The 18,567-nt window shown below is 61.1% G+C and carries 16 protein-coding genes and 1 pseudogene; 9 read left to right on the top strand and 8 right to left on the bottom strand.

The window, feature by feature from the left end:
• Nucleotides 1-120 precede the first annotated feature (120 nt).
• Complete coding sequence (locus tag QYS36_RS20750; RefSeq protein WP_308841246.1) at nt 121-1,080, top strand: zinc-binding alcohol dehydrogenase family protein; 960 nt, start codon at nt 121-123, stop codon at nt 1,078-1,080.
• A 1,430-nt stretch (nt 1,081-2,510) separates the two neighbouring features.
• On the top strand, nt 2,511-2,708 hold the full coding sequence (locus QYS36_RS20745) for a hypothetical protein (protein ID WP_308841245.1): 198 nt from the start codon (nt 2,511-2,513) through the stop codon (nt 2,706-2,708).
• 134 nt (nt 2,709-2,842) lie between these two features.
• Here QYS36_RS20745 and QYS36_RS20740 read toward each other — a convergent pair whose 3' ends face one another.
• From QYS36_RS20740 to QYS36_RS20715, 6 genes are all read right to left on the bottom strand, one after another.
• The gene (locus tag QYS36_RS20740) at nt 2,843-4,075 is read right to left on the bottom strand and encodes an OprD family porin (RefSeq protein ID WP_374990484.1); all 1,233 of its coding nucleotides are present in this window, start codon (nt 4,073-4,075) and stop codon (nt 2,843-2,845) included.
• A 132-nt stretch (nt 4,076-4,207) separates the two neighbouring features.
• Nucleotides 4,208-5,572, bottom strand: coding sequence for an MFS transporter (locus tag QYS36_RS20735; RefSeq protein ID WP_308841243.1), 1,365 nt, complete (start codon nt 5,570-5,572; stop codon nt 4,208-4,210).
• Nucleotides 5,573-5,636: 64 nt separating this feature from the next.
• On the bottom strand, nt 5,637-6,914 hold the full coding sequence (locus QYS36_RS20730; protein ID WP_308841242.1) for an FAD-dependent oxidoreductase: 1,278 nt from the start codon (nt 6,912-6,914) through the stop codon (nt 5,637-5,639).
• A 91-nt stretch (nt 6,915-7,005) separates the two neighbouring features.
• Nucleotides 7,006-7,476, bottom strand: a complete 471-nt coding sequence (locus tag QYS36_RS20725; RefSeq protein WP_308841241.1) for an aconitase X swivel domain-containing protein — start codon at nt 7,474-7,476, stop codon at nt 7,006-7,008.
• Nucleotides 7,473-8,756, bottom strand: coding sequence for an aconitase X catalytic domain-containing protein (locus tag QYS36_RS20720; RefSeq protein ID WP_308841240.1), 1,284 nt, complete (start codon nt 8,754-8,756; stop codon nt 7,473-7,475). The genes QYS36_RS20725 and QYS36_RS20720 overlap by 4 nt, the downstream gene beginning before the upstream one ends.
• Nucleotides 8,753-10,465, bottom strand: coding sequence for a dihydroxy-acid dehydratase (locus QYS36_RS20715; RefSeq protein ID WP_308841239.1), 1,713 nt, complete (start codon nt 10,463-10,465; stop codon nt 8,753-8,755). Before QYS36_RS20715 ends, QYS36_RS20720 begins: the two co-directional genes overlap by 4 nt.
• Before the next feature lie 119 nt (nt 10,466-10,584).
• On the opposite strand from QYS36_RS20715, the gene QYS36_RS20710 reads away from it, so the two are divergent.
• The 4 genes from QYS36_RS20710 (at nt 10,585) to QYS36_RS20695 (ending at nt 14,531) form a co-directional block, all read left to right on the top strand.
• On the top strand, nt 10,585-11,517 hold the full coding sequence (locus QYS36_RS20710) for a LysR family transcriptional regulator (protein ID WP_308841238.1): 933 nt from the start codon (nt 10,585-10,587) through the stop codon (nt 11,515-11,517).
• Nucleotides 11,518-11,661: 144 nt separating this feature from the next.
• Nucleotides 11,662-12,096 carry a YeeE/YedE family protein gene (locus QYS36_RS20705; RefSeq protein WP_308841237.1) on the top strand — a complete coding sequence of 145 codons (435 nt, stop codon included), beginning with the start codon at nt 11,662-11,664 and terminating at the stop codon, nt 12,094-12,096.
• A gap of 2 nt (nt 12,097-12,098) precedes the next feature.
• Nucleotides 12,099-12,518: a DUF6691 family protein gene (locus QYS36_RS20700; RefSeq protein WP_308841236.1), complete on the top strand. Its 420-nt coding sequence runs from the start codon at nt 12,099-12,101 to the stop codon at nt 12,516-12,518.
• Nucleotides 12,519-12,899: 381 nt separating this feature from the next.
• Complete coding sequence (locus QYS36_RS20695; protein WP_308841406.1) at nt 12,900-14,531, top strand: methyl-accepting chemotaxis protein; 1,632 nt, start codon at nt 12,900-12,902, stop codon at nt 14,529-14,531.
• Nucleotides 14,532-14,591: 60 nt separating this feature from the next.
• Here QYS36_RS20695 and QYS36_RS20690 read toward each other — a convergent pair whose 3' ends face one another.
• Both QYS36_RS20690 and QYS36_RS20685 read right to left on the bottom strand, forming a co-directional pair.
• Nucleotides 14,592-15,131, bottom strand: a complete 540-nt coding sequence (locus tag QYS36_RS20690) for a hypothetical protein (RefSeq protein WP_308841235.1) — start codon at nt 15,129-15,131, stop codon at nt 14,592-14,594.
• Between the two features lie 128 nt (nt 15,132-15,259).
• Nucleotides 15,260-15,664: a winged helix-turn-helix transcriptional regulator gene (locus tag QYS36_RS20685; RefSeq protein ID WP_374990479.1), complete on the bottom strand. Its 405-nt coding sequence runs from the start codon at nt 15,662-15,664 to the stop codon at nt 15,260-15,262.
• An 87-nt stretch (nt 15,665-15,751) separates the two neighbouring features.
• Between QYS36_RS20685 and QYS36_RS20680 the strand changes: the two are divergent.
• From QYS36_RS20680 to QYS36_RS20670, 3 genes and pseudogenes are all read left to right on the top strand, one after another.
• A pseudogene (locus QYS36_RS20680) lies at nt 15,752-16,673 on the top strand (aromatic alcohol reductase).
• Nucleotides 16,674-16,873: 200 nt separating this feature from the next.
• Nucleotides 16,874-17,119 carry a hypothetical protein gene (locus tag QYS36_RS20675; protein ID WP_308841234.1) on the top strand — a complete coding sequence of 82 codons (246 nt, stop codon included), beginning with the start codon at nt 16,874-16,876 and terminating at the stop codon, nt 17,117-17,119.
• A gap of 239 nt (nt 17,120-17,358) precedes the next feature.
• A complete protein-coding gene (locus tag QYS36_RS20670; RefSeq protein ID WP_308841233.1) occupies nt 17,359-18,444 on the top strand; it encodes a polyamine ABC transporter substrate-binding protein in 1,086 nt (361 codons plus the stop codon).
• Nucleotides 18,445-18,567: the final 123 nt, after the last annotated feature.

The raw sequence follows: 18,567 nt of genomic DNA, 5'->3' as shown, positions 1-18,567 counted from the left end.
GCACGTCCGACTGAATCAGGAAGGCCTGATTGATCTTGATACCTAGATTATCGACTATGTGCCGGTCGAGGACGGGCCAACAGACTACTCCAGAGTCACCGATGAGATGGAGGAACAACTGTGAAAGCAGCGGTTTACGATGCGCAAGGCGCTCCCAGCGTTTTAAAGTATGTCGATATCCCCACCCCGGCCATAGGGGCCGACGACGTCCTGGTTCGCGTCGAGGCGATCTCGATTGAAGGAGGCGATCTGATCAATCGCCGTTCGACACCGCCACCACGCCCATCCTGGGTCGTTGGTTACGCGGCCTCGGGCATAATCGCAGCAGTCGGATCGAACGTCTGCGGGCGTAAGGTTGGCGATAGAGTTGCAGCTTTCGACATGCAGGGATCGCATGCCGAATTCTGGGCGGTGCCGGCACGGCGGACATGGCGTATACCCAAAGGGGTGGATGCGGCAGACGCGGCAGTGCTGCCGATCTCGTTCGGCACCGCACACCACTGCCTTTTCACGCGAGGCGCACTGCAGAAGGGAGAAACCGTTCTAATCCAGGCTGCTGCTGGCGGTGTGGGTCTGGCTGCCATCCAGCTTGCCGCGCAAGCGGGCGCCACGGTCATCGCCGTGGCAAGCGGGTCCGAACGAAGCAGCCGATTGATCGAGCTCGGTGCCGATCATGTCGTGGACCGCGCTGCCGGGGACGTCGTAGACACCGTTCGGCAGATCACAGATGGCGTCGGTGTTAGCCTCGTCATCGACCCGGTAGGCACGACGCTTTCGGCTTCTCTTTCGGCCCTCGCAGCTGAGGGGCGTCTGGTCTTCGTCGGCAACGCGGGCGGCGGGGACCTAGCCGTCGACTTATGGACGGCGATGCAGTCCAACCAGACACTGATGGGCGTGTTCATGGGATCGCTTTTCGAGAGACCCGCTGTTCGCTCAAGTGTGGATGACCTGTTTCAAGCGGTCGCTACGGGGCGCATCCGGGCCGTCATAGACCGAACGTTCCCCTTGGCAGCCGCCGCAGCAGCCCACGAATTTGCAGAGACGGCGAAGCCGCTTGGCCGCATTATTATGAAACCGTGAAGCATGTTCGGATAGAGTAAGCACTGTAAGCAGACTGCAACCTGGTCAATTAAAGCGCCCAGATTCCACACTTGCGAAGGTTTTTCGTCGAAAGTACAACGTGTGGGCATACTGTTCCAATGCCTGCCACCATATGTCTTATCCGGGGTCACACTCGAATCTGCGCCCAGACGAAGGATTTTGCCCGCTCGCAGTGGTTGGTATTGTAAGAAGGAGAGCGGGTTGTTGAGGAAGGCGATTGAATCAAATCGAGAACTTTCGATATCAGCTAGGTAATGGATGAAAGGTAAGTCAAACAGCTATTGATGAAGTAATAAAGTTTTGACTCCGCTCAGTTGCAGCATTTATCCGATAACCGACATCAGCTTATCCATTCAAGATCAACATGTACCCGATCCGTGGGGGCGCTTTTACCGCCGATAGCTGCCAGTCGTTTCTGAGCGTTGCCTATGAGTTCTCGGGGGCAGGCTCCCAATCCGCATATCAACGGGTCTAAGGGCTTTGAGGCAGTAGTGCGTTCCAGCTGCTGGGCGGCGGTTTGTCCGTGAGCCTTGCACGGGACGAGCGGTAGCGGCGAGTTGCTGAATTTGTGATTGGCTTCCGCCAAGGGGGCTTTGATGGCCATGTGCCGCATGTTTTAATTCGCGCCCTCAAAACGACGTTCTTCTTTCAGGGATGATCCTATGTTCTTCCGCAATGGATCTGCGGCGGTATACCTTTGCCTGTCCAACTGGTCGCTGGCCGTGTCGGCGCAGACGCCACCGCTCCGGTAAGGAGCGCAAAAGGTTTCTACCGATATCACCGGCGCCTGCGCATTATCCCAGGAAGTGCCTTTTCGGCCACCCAGCCTATGTAGGCAACTCGGTCCGTGCCCGCTTCAGAGCCGAGTCGCCTGGCTAAAAATCGTTGTGCCCGCTCGCCTGGCGCTGGAACTCTCCCGCCTCTTTTGGCCACTCACTGGCATTCGGGCTATCTATCTCAGCTTATCATTTCAGGAATAGGCTAATCAGCAATGAATCCTACTCAAACAGGTTCCGGCGTATCGCATCACACCGTGTCGTCCTCTCCCAGTGAGCATTTAAGGCTAGAAACCCCACACACGGGTACTTCAGCGCAGACCCTAATCGCAGCCTTACCCGCTTCTGTTCTGGGCGGCGAGTAGGGTGTTGACGCCATGTCTGTCGTGCACCCATGGGGCTGTGTCGGTTAGCAGGTGTGGATTGGGCTTCGCCGTGAGGGCAGTTTATCAAGAAAGCCAACCCTGCGATCGAATGGCCTGCTGCACTCAAGATCAGCAGCCCGGAGCGATGGCGTCACGGTGTCGGGGCCAATAGCATTGCTTGCCGTTTGTCGAACGGGGGGCACTTCGCTCTGCCGGTTTTTACCAACCTAGTAAGCGCAGACGCTCTGCGCCGACTTGGGAGATAGCTATGACAGTCGAAGACAAGAATGGCCCGGCAGCACCCTATCAAGGTCCCTCCGTTAACAGCTCTACGCAGGGGCATGGATCGAAGCAGGAGCAGGACGCCGTCAAATCCGAGGCGCAGCGCGATGGCGACTTGGCGTCGCCTGCCGATGATGAGGACGCATTGAACGACGGCGGGCAGGGTGGTTCGAAAACCGACTGATCGCGCTGCGAGCGAACGCGTTGAACCCGGTCCTGCACCGGGTTTTTCGTTTTGGTATCTCGTTTCGAGGCTTTTTCAGTTGGCATGGTTGTTCTCCACAGACCGGCTCTGCCCAGGCAGAGCCGGTCGGGCCGTCACCAGAACTTCATGGTGTACGCGACGATCAGGCGATTCTCATCGAGGTCCTGGGTCAGGCCGTTGCCCGAGCGGAAGGTGACATTGCGCCAGCGCACGTTGACGCCCTTCAACGCGCCACTCTGCACGATGTAGCCGATGTCGGTGTCGCGCTCCCATTCGCGGCCATTGCGGATCGCGCCGCTGTGGATGTCGCTGCCGGCGACGTAGCGGGTCATGAAGGACAGGCCGGGAATGCCCATGCCGGCGAAGTCGTACTCATAGCGCAGCTGCCAGGATTTTTCGTTGATCTTGGTGAAGGGGTTGAAGGTCACCAGGTTGGCCACGTAAGGCGTGCCGGTGTCGATGACCGGGAACGCACTGTCGCCAGACAGGCGCTGGAACGCAGCTGAAAAACGTTGGAAGCCGACACTCAGCGTGAACATGCCGTTGAGGTTGCGGTTATCGATTTCGCCGGCCTTGCCCGCGCCGATGTCGCGGCTGTCGAAGTAGCGCAGATCGGTTCTCAAGCTGACCTCGTCGCTGAGTGGCCAGGTATGAACGACGCCTGCGAACTGCTGACGATAGATGTCGTCGAGTTCGCCGTGGTGGTAGCGCAGCGTCAGGTTCCGATTGACCTGGTAGTCGCCACCGAACATATCCAGGTGCGCGCTGCTTTGCCCTGCATAGCTGATGTCATCGTTTCCCGAGGAATCACGGCCATTGGCGTGGGTCAGGCGGCCAGCCGTGAAGGTCAGGTTGTCGATCTCGTTGGACGTCAGGATGGCGCCGCTGAAGGTCGATGGCAGCAGGCGTGTGTCGCTGTAGTAGGCCAGTGGCAATATCGGCATCAGCGTACCGACGCGCAGTTCGGTTTCCGACAGGCGCATCTTGCCGGTCAGCCCCAGCTCGCTGTAATCGTCCACCGGCTCCTGGCTGGTTGGGCCGAAGGGCAGAAGCCCAGTGCCGCGCCGATCACGACTCGAATCGAGCTTGATGCCCAGCTCGGCCAGTGCATCCACACCGAAGCCGATGCGCCCTTCGCTGTAACCGGAGTTGAATTGCGCGATGAAGCCCTGCGTCCACTCTTCGGCTTTCGCCTGGGCGGCGCCGCTTTGTCGGAAGTCACGGTTCAGATAGAAGTTGCGGGTGGTCAGGCTGGCGCTGCTGTCTTCGATGAAGTCAGCGTTGGCCGGCAGCGCCGCGGTCAGCAGGGTGCCGATGACAAGGGTCACGGCAGAGCGGGAAGTCATCATGGTCCTGAGCATTGTTGTTGGTCTCCAGGAGCTGGTATTGGATAAAACTCGGGCGTAAGCGCTCCCTGCCGCGCTGTAGGGGCGCGACGAGGGGGCCAGGTTGGGGCGCCGGGCGATACCGGCGAGAGGTCAGGTTTGCGACGCGGCCGGGAGCGGCTGGACAGGGGCAGCCTTGTCGACGATGCGTCCGACAATGAAGGCGCATAGCGCCAGGATCGCAGGGCAGATAGCCAGGATCAGAAAGCTCTTGACCACGGGAAGGCCGCTGTTGAGTACGTAGGCACCCAGCAATGGCCCGAGGATCGAACCGATCTTGGCGATCGAGGTAGCCCAGCCCGCACCGTTCGCACGGATGGCGCTGGGATAGAAGATGCCGGCGATGCTGAGAATCCCGTAATGGCTACCTTTGACGAACACGGCACCGACCATGCTGAGGATCAGGAACGCGCTGCCCTGCATGCCGGTAATGCCGAGTATCAGCAGGAAGGGCAGGGCAAGCAGCGGGTAGATCATGACGGCGTAGGGGCCACGAGTATCCACGAAACGCATCATGGCCAGGCCGGCCATGGCGCCAGTGAACGAGGCGATCGAACTGACCCAGGAGGCGGTCGCCCGGTCGAAGCCGGCGTAGGTATAGACCAGCGGGCTCCACGAGGCGAGGAAGTACATGGCCATGGAGCTGGCCGAATAGCCGATCCAGATCATCGGCGTAATCCATTTCAGCTTGCCGAGGAACAATTGGCTGACGCGGAAGTTCTTGGTTCCCACGTCGATTTCGTCGAGTAGCACGAAGCGATCATCGGGGCGAACGTCGATGTCAGGATCGAGACGCTTGAGGATCCGCGCGATTTTCTCTGGTTCGCGGCGCTTGGTAGTCAGGAAACGCACCGACTCGGGGAGGGTGAAGAGCAGCAGGCCGCTGGCCAGGAGAGTCAGGATACCGCCGACGATGAACACACCCTGCCAGCCGATGTGGGGGGCCAGCCAGACGGTAAGCGGCCCGGCCATGGCACTGCCAAGGCTGAAGCCGACCATGATGATGGTCACCACCGTGGAGCGATAGCGCTTGGGAACGAACTCGATATTCAACGCCCAGCACAGTGGCAGCATCGCGCCCAATGCGAAGCCGTTGCAGAAGCGCAGCACCATCAGCGATTCGTAGCTGTTGGCCAGCGCAAACAGCAGGGTCAGCACGCCAAAGGAAACGGTCGAGAAGATGATGGTGGGACGGCGGCCGATGCGGTCCCCCAGATAACCGAAGAAGAACCCACCGAGCATCATGCCGAACAGGCCTACCGAGAAGATCTCACCCAGCTGGATCTTGTTCAGACCGACTTCGTCGGCAATGTACGAGGCAGTATGCGACAGCACCAGAAGATCGAAGCCGTCCAGGAAGGTGATCAGCACTGATACGGCGATCACCAGGTAGTTGAAGCGCGTCAGCTTGCGACCCTCGATAAGGGCGGCAACATCGATTGTGCGTGGTTGTGACATTGTTATTCTCCACAGCGCTGCGATTTTTTGTTGTAGGCCCCGTATTGCTGCGGGGCATCAGCCTTTACTGCAGGTTGAAACTCAGGCGCTCTTGTAACGCCGACGTCGGTACATCGCTGACCTTGCCCTGCGGCCCTGCCAGATCCAGGGCGTGTGCAGCAGCGGCGCCCATGGCGATGCAGGGCCCCATGACGCGTATGCTCGACAGCGCGGCGGCATCGGCGTCTACGCAGCGTCCGGCTACCACCAGGTTTTCACTGCCTTCCGGCAGCAGGCTGCGCAGTGGCACGCTATGCACATGCTCATCGCCGAAGGGCTCCCACTGATAGCCTTTGGCATCGCCATGCAGCTCCACTGGCCAGGACGTCAGCGCAACCGCATCGGGGAAACGCGTTGCCGCTCGCACTTCATCGGTAGTCAGATGATGCTGGCCGACGATCCAGCGGGTCTGGCGGATGCCCGGCAGGGCATAGGCACGAACCCGCGCCTGGCCGTAGACCTCGGGGTACTCGGCTTTGAGGAAGGCAATCACCTTGTCCACCTGCTGGCGCCCCTCGATGGCGACATGCGAGGCGAACACCGGATCCAGCGGCGTTTCGATATGGGTCATGTTGAAGGCGGCCGTGCCACGCCCGGGAAACTGGAAGAACAAGCCGTCGTCGCGCTCGATGCCATAGTCCCTGGCGCGGGCCTTGACCCGCTCGGTGAATGCCTCGCGGCTTGGCAGGTGAGTTTCGTCGATATGCTCCATGACAAACATCTGCGTGCCGTATATCGGCGTGTCGGGCTCGCGGCAGGCGAAGCCCGCATTCCAGGTCAGGGCGGCATCGCCGCTGGCATCGACGAAGCCGTCGGCATCCACCTGGACATCACCATAGCGCGTGGCCAGCTGGACCTGGCAGACGCGATTGCCCTCGCGCACCACGTCGCGCAGTACCGCCCCAAGCACAACGGTGATGCCGGCATCGAGGATCTGCTGGCCGATCCAGCGCCCCAATGCCACCTCGTCGTAGTACACGACGGTGGTCAGCGGGCCGACCTTGTGATGCAGGTCACCGCTGGCCCCAAGGTCGCGCAAAATACCATCGGCGATGCCATGGGTCAGTTGGCGACGATTCGGGCCGTTGGAAAATAGCCCGCAGAAGGTGCCGATGATCGAGCCGACAGCTTGGCCACCCAGCATGGGTAGAGCGTCGAACAGCACCACGCGCTTGCCCAGGCTCGCTGCTTCGAGGGCGGCAGAAATACCGGAAATCCCCGCACCCGCGATACAAATATCGGCCTTGAGGCGTTGCGCCTGTGGGGCATGGTCACGACGAACGGTGCGAATGATATGAGCCATGAATACCTGCCTTGTGCTGAAAAAAGTGCAGCCGAACCCGCCACCTGGACAATGCCGGTGAAAAGCCTCGACAAGGGTTGGGAGAGAGCCTTCAGGGCTCCGCGTTAGCGCGTTGAGTTGCTTGATTTTCCTTTCGGCTGTCGAGGTGTCGCGGGGTGACCTCGACGGTGCCTGCGTCGGCGTCGACGCGTACCCAGTCGCCGGTACGAATACGCCACAGAGGATCGTCATCGAACGCCGTCAACGCGGGTGCATGAACCACAACGGCGCCGAGGGCCATCTTGGCGGTCATTTCATTGAACAGCATGGCGCCGGGCGCAACGCCGGCGAGGCGGGCGATATGAAACTGCGAGGACCACCCGGAAGAGCCCTTCGCACCGGGAAACACCAGGACCTTGCCCGCAAAGCTGATGCCTTTCAGTTCATGGCGAGTCTCGATCACCGTACCGCTGCGTGGGTCGATACCACCCCAGCCGGAAATACGGTCACGTGTCACCAGTGCTTCGCCTTCGAAGACGCCACCGACCACCTTGCGACCTTTGAGCGTGAACGAATCGGTCATTTCAATGCTCCCGTCCAGTGTCCTTCGATGGCAGCCTGTATGCAGTCGGCAGTGGTCCCGAACCAGGTTTCGATCCCCATGATGGCGGGCAGGTAATGGGCCTGTTTCGCCGAATCTACCGCAGCCACCTGGGTACCCTTGGGAACCACCCTGCCGATGGCCGAGCAGGTATCGGTCATCAGGTGGCCGCCGGCCGCCTCGATGATGCGCGTGTAGCCGGCCTGATCAGCGAGCTGTTTGATGGAGGCCGCGGTGAAGATCCATAGCTCGGTGTTTACGCTCAAGCGCTGGCCCTCGAGCAACTGGCAGACTTCCCAGATTTGCTCCAGGCTGTAGTGCGGGCAGCCGAGCATGACAAAGTCCACCTGTGCGTTTCGCGCGGTGATATTGACCTGTTCGTAGGCCCAGCGGCGTTCGGCTTCACCGAAGCGCAGCACCGACTCGATCTGCCGCCTGCCAAACGCTTCTTCGCGGGTGCGTGCTTCAGGTGTGACGCCAACCAGGTGATACATCTCCACGCCGCCACTGGAGGCGGCGGCCGCGCCGAAGTGCTTGAGGCGGGCCAGGTTGGGCTGGTGGCGGATGCCTTCGATCACCGGGATGCGATCCTGCACCTGCTCGCCCAGCCAGTAGCCGAGCAACCCCCAGTCCGCGGTGCTGCTGACATCAATGTCCAGTTGAACCAGGTGCGTACCGCGACGGTTATCGTCAATGTGCAGGCCCCAGTAGGGAATCTTGCCGGTCAGCATGGCCGCACCGGTGCTTTCCCGGCCCTCGGCATTGGTCCGGGCGCCAAGCACCGAATTGACGTAGATCACCGCCGAGGATTCCATCCAGGCGCAATGCTCGCCTTTGACCGGCACGTTGCCGACCTGATAGGGCGTGCAGGTATTGAGCGGCTGCACGCCCAAGGCGCTGCTGTAGCTTTGCCCCCGCTCGTAGATGCGTACCACGTCCTCGCTGACCCCTTGTCGCGCGGCGTTCTTAGGGTCGATGCCCTGCTGCAGATGACTGCTGAAGACCTTGACCTTGGGGATCGGCACGACCTCGGCGCTATCCAGGTTGAACTCGCTGAATACCGCATCCATGCCGCCATTACGGTCGCCGTACTGGCGCAGAAAAGGGGTGGTAGCGCCAATGGTGCCGGCAACGTTGTGGGTATCGACCAGGCATTCGGCCCCCAGGGCCTCGCCATAGCGCACCAGCAGGTCCATGGCCTTGCTGACGGCCGGGCCCTGGGCACCATCGAGCATGGCCTTTTCATCGTCACGCAGTTTCATCGGCCGGCCTCCTGCTCGTCGCTGATGTCCAGCGGCTTGATCAGCACGGCGCCGTGCTCCATGCCCTTGACCGCGCCCCGGTAGATGTCCAGCCAACCGCCTCCGAACTGGGCCGGTTGGGGCTGCCAGCGCTCTGCGCGTACCTGGAACTCTGCGGCATCTATACGTGCATCGAGACGATTGTCGTCCAGGTCGATGTCGATGATGTCGCCATCTTCCACCAGCGCCAGCGGGCCGCCGACGGCTGCTTCCGGGGCGACCTCCGCCACCACCAGGCCTTTGCATACCAGGCCGGAAAGGTGACCGTCGGTGAGCATGGCCACCTTGTCTCCGAGACCGGCGCCGTCAATCGCGAACACCACGCGCGATGCGCCGCCGCCCATGGCCGGGCCACCACGTACACCGGCACCGCGCATCACCACCACATGACCCGGTTTGATACGCCCGTCCTGCAGTGCATCAATGGCATCGGCAGAGCGTTCGAAACAGATCGCCGGCCCGCTGAAACGGCGCATCTTGCTGGGGTCTATGCCATATTTGACGATCCCTGCCTGGGGCGCGATGTTGCCACGCAGCATGACGATCGCCGGTTGTGTCGCGAACGGACGCTGTAGAGGCCGGATGACCTGCTCATCGCCAACGACCACCCCCTGCAGATTGTCGGCGAGGGTCTTGCCGGTAACGGTCAAGGCGTCACCGTGCAACAGCGGCTCCAGGCGCTTGAGCAGGGCGCGGCCGCCACCCGCGGCCTCCATCTGCTCGATACTGTGCTCGCCCATGGGCCGCACGCCAACCAGTACCGGTATGCGATTGCCCAGTTCGCGGAAAAGCGCGTAGACATCGACATCGATGCCACCTTCCGCGGCTACGGCCTGCATGTGCTTGATGCAGTTCACCGAGCCACCCGCGGCGAGTACAACACTGACTGCATTGGCAAACGCGCCGGGGCTGAGGATGTCGCGTGGCTTCAGGTCTTCTTCGATCATGGCCACGATGCGTTGCCCGGCCAGGCGCACGAAGTCGAACATCTGCGGGCTGTTGGCGGCAATCGGCGAGCTACCCGGCAATGCCATCCCCAGCGCTTCGCAGACCAGATGCATGGAATTGGCCGTACCCATACCGGAACACACGCCTGGCCCCTTGATGGCATTGCGCGCCATGCCTACCAACTCTTCGATCGGCAGCTTGCCTGTGACGGCGTGCATGGAACCGATGAATACGTCTTCGATATCGACATGCTGGCCGTTGTATTCACCGCTGGGCTGGTAACCACAGACCACCACCAGGGTCGGAATATTCAGGCGAGCGGCGGCCATCAGCTGACCGGGGACCGTCTTGTCACAGGAGGCCAGGCAGATCATGCCGTCGAGCTGAGCCCCCTCGACCGCTACCTCGATGTCATTGGTAATCAGGTCGCGAGCGGCCAGCATGTAGGCGCCGCCGGCTCCCGCGCCGGTGATGAAATCGCTTGGCGCTGCGGTACGAATCTCGAAGGGCAGGGCGCCAGCATCGCGGATCGATTGCTTGAGCTCGGCGGCGATTCCATCCAGGTGACTGAAGCAAATGGCCAGGTTGGAGGAGGAATTGACGATGGCGATCTTGGGTTTTTCCAGTTCGCTTTCGTCGATCCCCAATGCTCGCCATTGGGCAGCGCGCACGGCCCACAGATAGGAGCCATAGGGGAAATTGCTTCGCAGCTTCTTGGGCATTGTGTGCTCCATTGTTGTTATTTTTCAGCCAAGCCGGGTTTCACGGATGTCTTGTGGCGAGTCTAGGGTGACGTCTAGAATTCGAAAACCTAATTTCCCTTATATGTGAAATCCAAAATATGGATATCAGGGATGTCGACCTCAATTTGCTGAAAGTCTTCGACGCGTTGCGCCGCAAGCAAAGCGTGACCCAGGCAGGTGATTTGATGGGGCTTAGCCAGCCGGCCATGAGCTTCGCACTGTCCAAACTGCGCACGCTGTTCGATGACCCACTGTTCGTACGCACGTCGCGAGGCATGCAGCCGACAGCCAGGGCTTTGCAGATTGCCGAGCCGGTGCAGCGCATTCTCGAACTGGTCAGCAGTGAGGTTCTGCCATCTTCCGGATTTGTGCCTGAGCATTCAGAGCGCCAGTTTGTGCTCTGCATGTCCGATATCGGTGAGATGGTTTTCTTGCCGAAATTGATGCGTGTGCTGGACGAGCGCGCTCCGGGATTGCGTATCCGTACGCTGGCGCTATCTTCCGAGCAGCTGGAAGAGGGGCTGGATGCCGGTGACGTGGACGCGGCCATCGGCTACTTCCCGCGCTTGCTCAACTCGTCGATCCGCAACCGTGCCCTGTACAGCCACACCTTTGTCTGCATCGTTCGCGAGGATCACCCCCACATTGGCGAGCGCTTGACCATGGAGCAGTATCAAGCCGCCGAGCATGTTGCCGTTCAGGCCGATGGCCGTGGGATGAGCATTCTGGATCGCGAGCTCGCCAAGCGTGGAGTCACCCGCCGAATACGGTTCAGCCTACCGCGTTTCATGGGGGTTCCCTTTCTGGTGGCTGAGTCCACCATGATCGCGACCGTACCCCTGGCGGTAGGGCGCCGCTTTGCTGAAATCGCCCGGGTTCGCCTTGTGCCACTTCCCTGGGAGATCACGGGTTACGACATCCATCTGCATTGGCACACCCGCTTTCATCATGATCCGGCCAATCGATGGCTTCGCGAAACCCTGGTAGAGCTGTTGGCCGACTTCCCATCGCTGGAGCCTATAGAGGACTAGCACGCTTTGCGTCGTAAGCCTGCATGCCGTGAACAACTGGCCAATCAAGGTGGAGGGAACAGTTACAGCCAAGGCCACTAGCCTGAAGGATGTCAGATTGCTATATCTGTGATTTCCATACGCCGTCGTACAAGGGGCAGCAGCATGAGCATTGATTGGAACAGCTTTACCCCCTGGGCTTCCCTGGGGGGCGGGGCGTTGATCGGGTTGGCGGTTAGTGTGTTCATGGTCGTCAATGGCCGCATCGCCGGGATCAGCGGTTTGCTGGCCGCCGCACTGCAACGCGGCAGCGACGGCTGGAGTGAGAAGGTGTGCTTTCTGCTCGGGCTGCTGCTAGCGCCGCTGCTGTGGGGCGCATTCGCCGCCTTGCCGGAGATCGCAATCGATAGCGGCTGGCCCGCATTGATCCTGGCCGGCGTGTTGGTCGGGGTGGGCGTGCGTTATGGCTCGGGTTGCACGAGCGGTCATGGGGTATGTGGAATCTCGCGGCTGGCCCCGCGCTCGCTCGTTGCCACGGTATGCTTCATGGCCACCGGTTTCGCCACGGTGTACCTGATTCGTCATGTGCTGGGGGCTTGAACATGGCCAGGGTGAGCGCATTTTTCGCCGGGTTGCTATTCGGCCTGGGCCTGCTGTTGGCCGGTATGGCAAATCCCGCCAAGGTACTGGCCTTTCTCGATGTGGCAGGCGCCTGGGACCCGTCATTGGCCCCGGTCATGGTCGGGGCCATCGCGGTGGCCGCGATTCCCATGAATTGGGCAGGCAAGCATAAACGCTCGCTGTCAGGTACGCCCATGCAGCTGCCGGCCAGGCGTGAGGTGGATGCCCGCCTGGTCGGTGGCAGCCTGTTGTTCGGTGCGGGCTGGGGTATCGCGGGAATCTGTCCGGGGCCTGCGGTGGTGCTGTTGCTGACCTGGCATTGGCAGGCCCTGTTATTCGTGTCTGCCATGCTGGCTGGCATGTACCTGTTCGCTGCGCTGGAAAGGCAGCGCTCGGCCTGAGTGCAGCGTCGAGCTGCCAGCTGGACAGGCTGCTGCGCAGCAAGCCGGGTTCATTCGCTGGCGGCCCTCTTGAGCCATCAAATGGGCGTTGAATAGCCGCGCATCATGTCTCTCTCACACACGGTTTCTAATCGGGGGCTGCTGCCCCATCCAGCTACCGTCTGTCTCGTTGTACGAATGGCGAATTTTTCGCAACTCTTTGATATAAAAGATAAAAACTAAGAATATCGTTAGGGTATTGCCGACTCTTCCTTGTAGCGCTTTATTTCATATGATCATTAGTGTCATTTTAATACTACTGTAATGTTCATCAGCCGTGGCTGCTGTAGCGTGACCGACAAGGAGGCGTTGGTAATCGACTCCTCCTTATTGGTGCACCAAATGTCTTTTCGGAATTTCAACATCGCCCCTCGGGCGGCTTTTTGCTTCGCCTTGATTTCGCTCCTGGTCGTGGCACTGGGTTTTTTTTCGTTATCCAGGCTCACTGATCTCTATCTTGCCGAACAGGATATCGAGACCAACTGGATGGCCAGCATCCAGGCATCGGGTGAAATGCAGAAGGATCTGCTCAACATTCGTCTGGAAACCTTACGGGTTCTGGCTTCGAGTGAAGGCACGAATGCAGGGGGTGTGGATGACACTGCAATACAGGGCTACCGCTCCTCGCTCGAGGAGGTTCTGGCCCGTTATCAACGCGACTTGCTGATGCCCGGAGAAGAGGGCCAGGTTTTTCAACGCGTATTCGACAGTGCCCAGCGCTATCTCGATATGCAAAAGCAGGTGATGGATCTGTTGCGCCAGCAGCAAACAGCCCAGGCGTTGAGCCTGGTCAACGGCAGCGGCCGCGAACTAGGTGCGACGCTGCAGCAGCAACTCGACGCATTGATTGCCTTCAACGCCGCTGGTGCCAAGCAAGCTGGCGTCAACGCCAGCGAAACCTATAACCACGGGCGAACTGGGGTAATGGTAACCATCGCCGTTGCCTTGGTTCTGACCATTTTACTGGCCACCTTGCTGACCCGCTCGATCTCCAGGCCCATCAATGAAGCCATGCTGAGTGCGGAGAGTATCGCGGCGGGCGATCTGACCAGAACCATCAGCGTCACTGGCAAGGACGAAGCCAGCCGCCTGCAGGCCGCCCAGGCGCTCATGCAACGAAATCTCAATCAGGCGATTCGGCAAATCAGCGAGTCGTCCACGCAGTTGGCATCTGCCGCGGAGGAGATGGCCGCGGTGACCGAGGAAAGCACGCGGGTGATGCAGAATCAGAACGCGGAAATTGATCAGGCGGCGACAGCGGTTACCGAGATGAGCGCCGCTGTCGAGGAAGTATCGCGCAACGCGAGCGGTGCCTCGGATGCCGCCCGCGAATCCACGGGGTCAGCCAAATCCGGTTATCAGCATGTAGAACGCACCGTGTCGGCGATCCGCAAGCTGTCGGACAACGTGCTCGATTCCTCCGCGCAGGTTGAGGGCCTGGCGGCACAGGCACGGGATATCAGCAAGGTGCTGGATGTCATCCGCAATGTGGCGGACCAGACCAACCTGCTGGCCCTGAACGCAGCGATCGAAGCGGCGCGTGCTGGCGAACATGGCCGTGGTTTCGCGGTAGTTGCCGATGAAGTGCGTGGCCTGGCCCACCGTACTTCGGCGTCGACGCAGGAAATTGAACAGATGATCGGCGCCATACAAACTGGCACCGAAAGCGCGGTGCTGGCCATGCAGGCCAGCAGCAACGAGGCCACCAATACGCTGCAAGTGGCTGACGAAGCCGGCCGCTCGCTGGAGCAGATCGTCGAAGCCATCGGCCAGATCAACGAACGCAACCTGCAGATCGCCACCGCATCGGAAGAGCAAGCCCATGTGGCCCGTGAGGTCGATCGCAACCTGGTCAGTATTCGCGATCTGTCGATACAGAGTGCTTCAGGCGCCAACCAGACCGCTGCCGCATGCAGCGAGCTGGCTCGCCTGGCGCTGGACCTGAATGTTCTCGTTGCCCGCTTCAAGGTCTAGAAACGAGCTGGCTGGTGCAGTGGCTGCAACCAGGGGGCGATAACGGTAGCGATCGCCCCCTTACGGCCCGCACTCCCACTTGCCTTGCACCGAGCGCATCGCACTGTCGTTGCGAATGTAGGTGAGCGTGGCGGGCGGGTAGGCAGACGCGCCATCACCATCGGCCTTGCGGGGCTGCTCGGCAAGCTTAACCTCGGCTACCAGTCGTTCACCCTTGAATGTCGTGCCGTGCAGCATCTGATCGAAACCACCGGGCGCCCGCACCGTCATCACCTGATCGGCGAACTTCACGATGGCGTCAGCATCAGCCTGGCTGGCGACGTTGCCGGCGGCATAGAGCAGCGTGCTGCGCCCCACCGAAAAGGCGCAGATCAATTCGCCCTTCAGCGGGTTGGCGGCGATGTCCTGTTCATCGAGCGGGGACAGCTTGGTGCTGGTCGAGGCAGGGGGCGAATCTTGCGAAACCGCCTCGTCCCCGCTTTCGTCGTTGGCTGCGCAGCCGGCGAGGAGTACAAGGCTGGCCGCCACCGCAAGCACGCTAGCGGCTCCCCGGCAAAACCGGCTGACTGTGGCGAGCGGGCAAAACGTTGCATCTTTCATGGGTACCCGGGGTCCTGATACGTGGCACTGAGGTGTCGAGCGCCTGTGCCTAGATCGACCATGAGTGCCGGGATACATTGCGGTTAATTCACCCCGGTGAATGCTTCGCTGTTTTCTTCGCCTGTGCCTCAGGCTTCGTCGAAGCGCACCCGCGCGCTGCGAAAATCCTCGGTGTGTTCGAGCAGCCACATCCACAGCGGCACCATACGTGCCAGAAAGCTGCGGCCCAGCGGTGTCAGCTGGTAATCGACCCGCGGTGGCACTTCGCCGTGGTCGAAGCGGCTGATCAAGCCGTCTCTTTCGAGCTGCCGCAGGCTGCGGGTCAGCATGCGTTGCGTGACGCCCGGCAAGCGTCGACCAAGCTCGGCATGGCGCAGTTTGCCCTGGGTGCCCAGCGCGTGAACGATGCCCAGCGACCAGCGATTGCCGGCGTGGGTCAGCACCTCGCGCTTGAGCGTGTCGTCTTCGTCACTGAGGGCATCGCAGGCGGCCTGGGCAACGCGAATCACCTCATCCTCGGTCATCGTATCCATGCGGTATCACGCGTGTGCCTTCTTCTGAATGTTCGTCAGGGGTGACAGGATGAACGCATCTTACTGAGCGTTCTACGGGAGTCTGCGATGCAACCAAGCCCTCTGGCAACAACCGACAACATCCTGGTACTGGGCGCCGGGGAGCTCGGCATGGCCCTGCTGCATGAGCTGGCAGGCCAGCCTGGCGTACGGGTAACCGTCATGCTGCGGCCCTCGGCACCGGGCGCTGCGTCAGCCGATAAACGCCAGCTTCTCGCCGAGCTCGACAGGCTCGGGGTCAGCGTGGTGACGGCAGATGTGGTGAACGACAGCGAGCAGTCGCTCGCCACGCTGTTCAGTGGCTTCGACAGGCTGATCAGCTGTCTTGGCTTCGTCGCCGGGCCGGGCATGCAACTCAAGCTGACCCGTGCGGCCCTGCGCTCGGCGGTGAAGCACTATGTGCCCTGGCAGTTCGGTGTGGACTATGACCAGATCGGCTACGGCAGCCCCCAGGACCTGTTCGACGAACAGCTCGATGTACGCCAGTTGCTGCGCGCCCAGTCGCGACTGCAGTGGCAGATCATCGCTACCGGCATGGTCACCAGTTTCCTGTTCGAGCCGGCGTTTGGCGTCGTCGATCTGCAGCACGATCGGGTGCGTGCCTTGGGCAGTTGGGATACGGCGGTCACGGTTACCACGCCCGAAGACATCGCCCGTCTCACTGTCAGCCTCCTGTTCGATCCCGAACGGGTCAACCAGGTGACCTTCACGGCTGGCGATACGGTCACCTACCGCCAGCTTGCAGACATCATCGATCAGACCCTGGATCGCCAGGTTGAACGCGTGGCGTGGACGTTGCCCGTGCTCGAAGCCGAACTGGCTGCCCATCCCGATGACTCGATGCGTAAATACAGGGCGGTTTTTGCCCAGGGGCAAGGGCGTGGCCTGGCCCAAGGCGCAGACCTACAATGCCGAGCGCCAGATCGAAACCACCACCGTCAGCGAATGGCTCATCGAGCAGCTACGATAAGTGTTGCGTGCACCGCACGACTGGCCTGTTAGCCGCGCAGGCAGGTGGCTGGCTACAGGCGCGGCCGAGCATTCATGACCCCAGCTTTGCGCGCCAGTGAACGACCAGCGCCTGCTCAGGTCGGAGCAAGCGAGGTGCCATGGTTTGCCTGGCCGGGCAATGGCGCAACACCACAGCGCAATGGCGGAGGGAGGCAGCTAATGATCACCCAGGGTAATTGGAGCGATGGAGTAACCCTCTGGCTCTACGTGCTGGTGCTGGGGGCAGTTGCCCTGCGTGTGCTGTACCGGTACTTCACCTCCGCGAGTCGCAAGTCGTCCAGGAAGAACGACACTGCCGACTCGAACAGCTCCAGCAGCGCGATGGTCGATAACGACCGCGGGTGCGGCGGGGGCATTGACGGACACTGCACAGGTGATGGCGGCGACGGCGGTGGCGGCGACTGAGCGCGCCTGTCCAGCTTGTGGACGCTGCCCGGATGCTTCATTCAGCGTCGTGGTGCGGTAAAACTGCCGACGATAGTTGGCGTTTTCCGTTTTCTCAACTAGAACAATAGCTTGAGCCTTCTGTAGCGCCTGCTGGTGCTCGGCCGCCATCGGTGCGGCTGGCCGCTACGCGGCAAGTGGAAAACCCCACGTCAGGCGCACCTGCATTTCCAGCGTCTGGCACCCACCAAGGACCGATCATGAACAAGCTGCTGTTCGCCAGTCTCAGCCTCGTCGCCTGCACCTGGGCTCAAGCCAACGACAAGCAGGTGCATTTCTACAACTGGTCCGACTACATGGGCCCCGACACCCTGAAGAACTTCGAGAAGGAGACGGGCATCGCCGTCGCCTACGACGTTTTCGAAACCAACGAAATGCTCGAAGCCAAGCTGCTCTCCGGGCACTCGGGTTATGACCTGGTGGTGCCGTCCAGCCAGTTCCTGTCCAAGCAGATTCGCGCCCAGGTGTATCAGCCCCTCGATCGCAGCAAGCTGAGCAACTGGTCGCACCTCGACCCCCGCCTGATGCAGCGCCTGGAGGCCGCCGACCCCGGCAACCGGTACGCCGTGCCGTACATGTGGGGTACGGTAGGCATCGGTTACAACGCCGAGAAGGTCAGGGCGGCGCTGGGCGAGGGCGCGCCGGTGGACTCCTGGGAGCTGGTGTTCAACCCCGCCAAGCTGGCCAAGCTCAAGGGCTGCGGCGTAGCCTTTCTCGACGCGCCGGTAAAGATCATTCCCCAGGCGCTGCATTACCTGGGCCTGGATCCCAACAGCCTGGAGCCCGACGACTACGCCAAGGCCTCGGCGCTGTTGCAGAAACTGGCCCCCTCGGTGACCTACTTTCATTCGTCGCGCTATATCTCCGACCTGGCCAATGGCGACATCTGCCTGGCGGTGGGCTACTCCGGTGACGTGATGCAAGCGCAAAGCCGCGCCAGGGATGCCGGCAAGTCGCTGGACATTCGCTACGTGATTCCGAAGGAGGGCGCCAACCTGTGGTTCGACATGCTCGCCATTCCCCGCGATGCACGCAACGCCGACGGCGGCCACGCACTGATCAATTATCTGCTGCGCCCGGAGGTCATCGCTCCGGTGAGCGATTACGTGGGCTATGCCAATCCCAACAAGGATGCCACTGCACTGCTTGAACCCAGCGTGCGTGACAACCCGGGTATCTACCCGGCGGATGAGGTGATCGCCAAGCTGTACGTGTCTGCCGACCTTCCCGCACCGATCCAGCGGATCATCACCCGCGAATGGACGCGGATCAAAACCGGCCGCTGAGCGGCGAGCCATGGCCCTGCGGTCGGCGTCTTGAACGCGCCGACGGGCCTCGTCTGGCGGTGCCACAGCCGGCCGCGGCGAGGCTCAGGGGCTGGTGCCTGGGCCAATCATCTGTGTAGGATG

It is taken from the genome of Pseudomonas sp. G34 (genome assembly GCF_031119625.1).
In the GTDB taxonomy this organism is placed as follows: Bacteria; Pseudomonadota; Gammaproteobacteria; order Pseudomonadales; family Pseudomonadaceae; genus Aquipseudomonas.
Note: the sequence above shows the minus strand (reverse complement) of the source record. Positions and strands in the feature narration are given on the sequence as shown.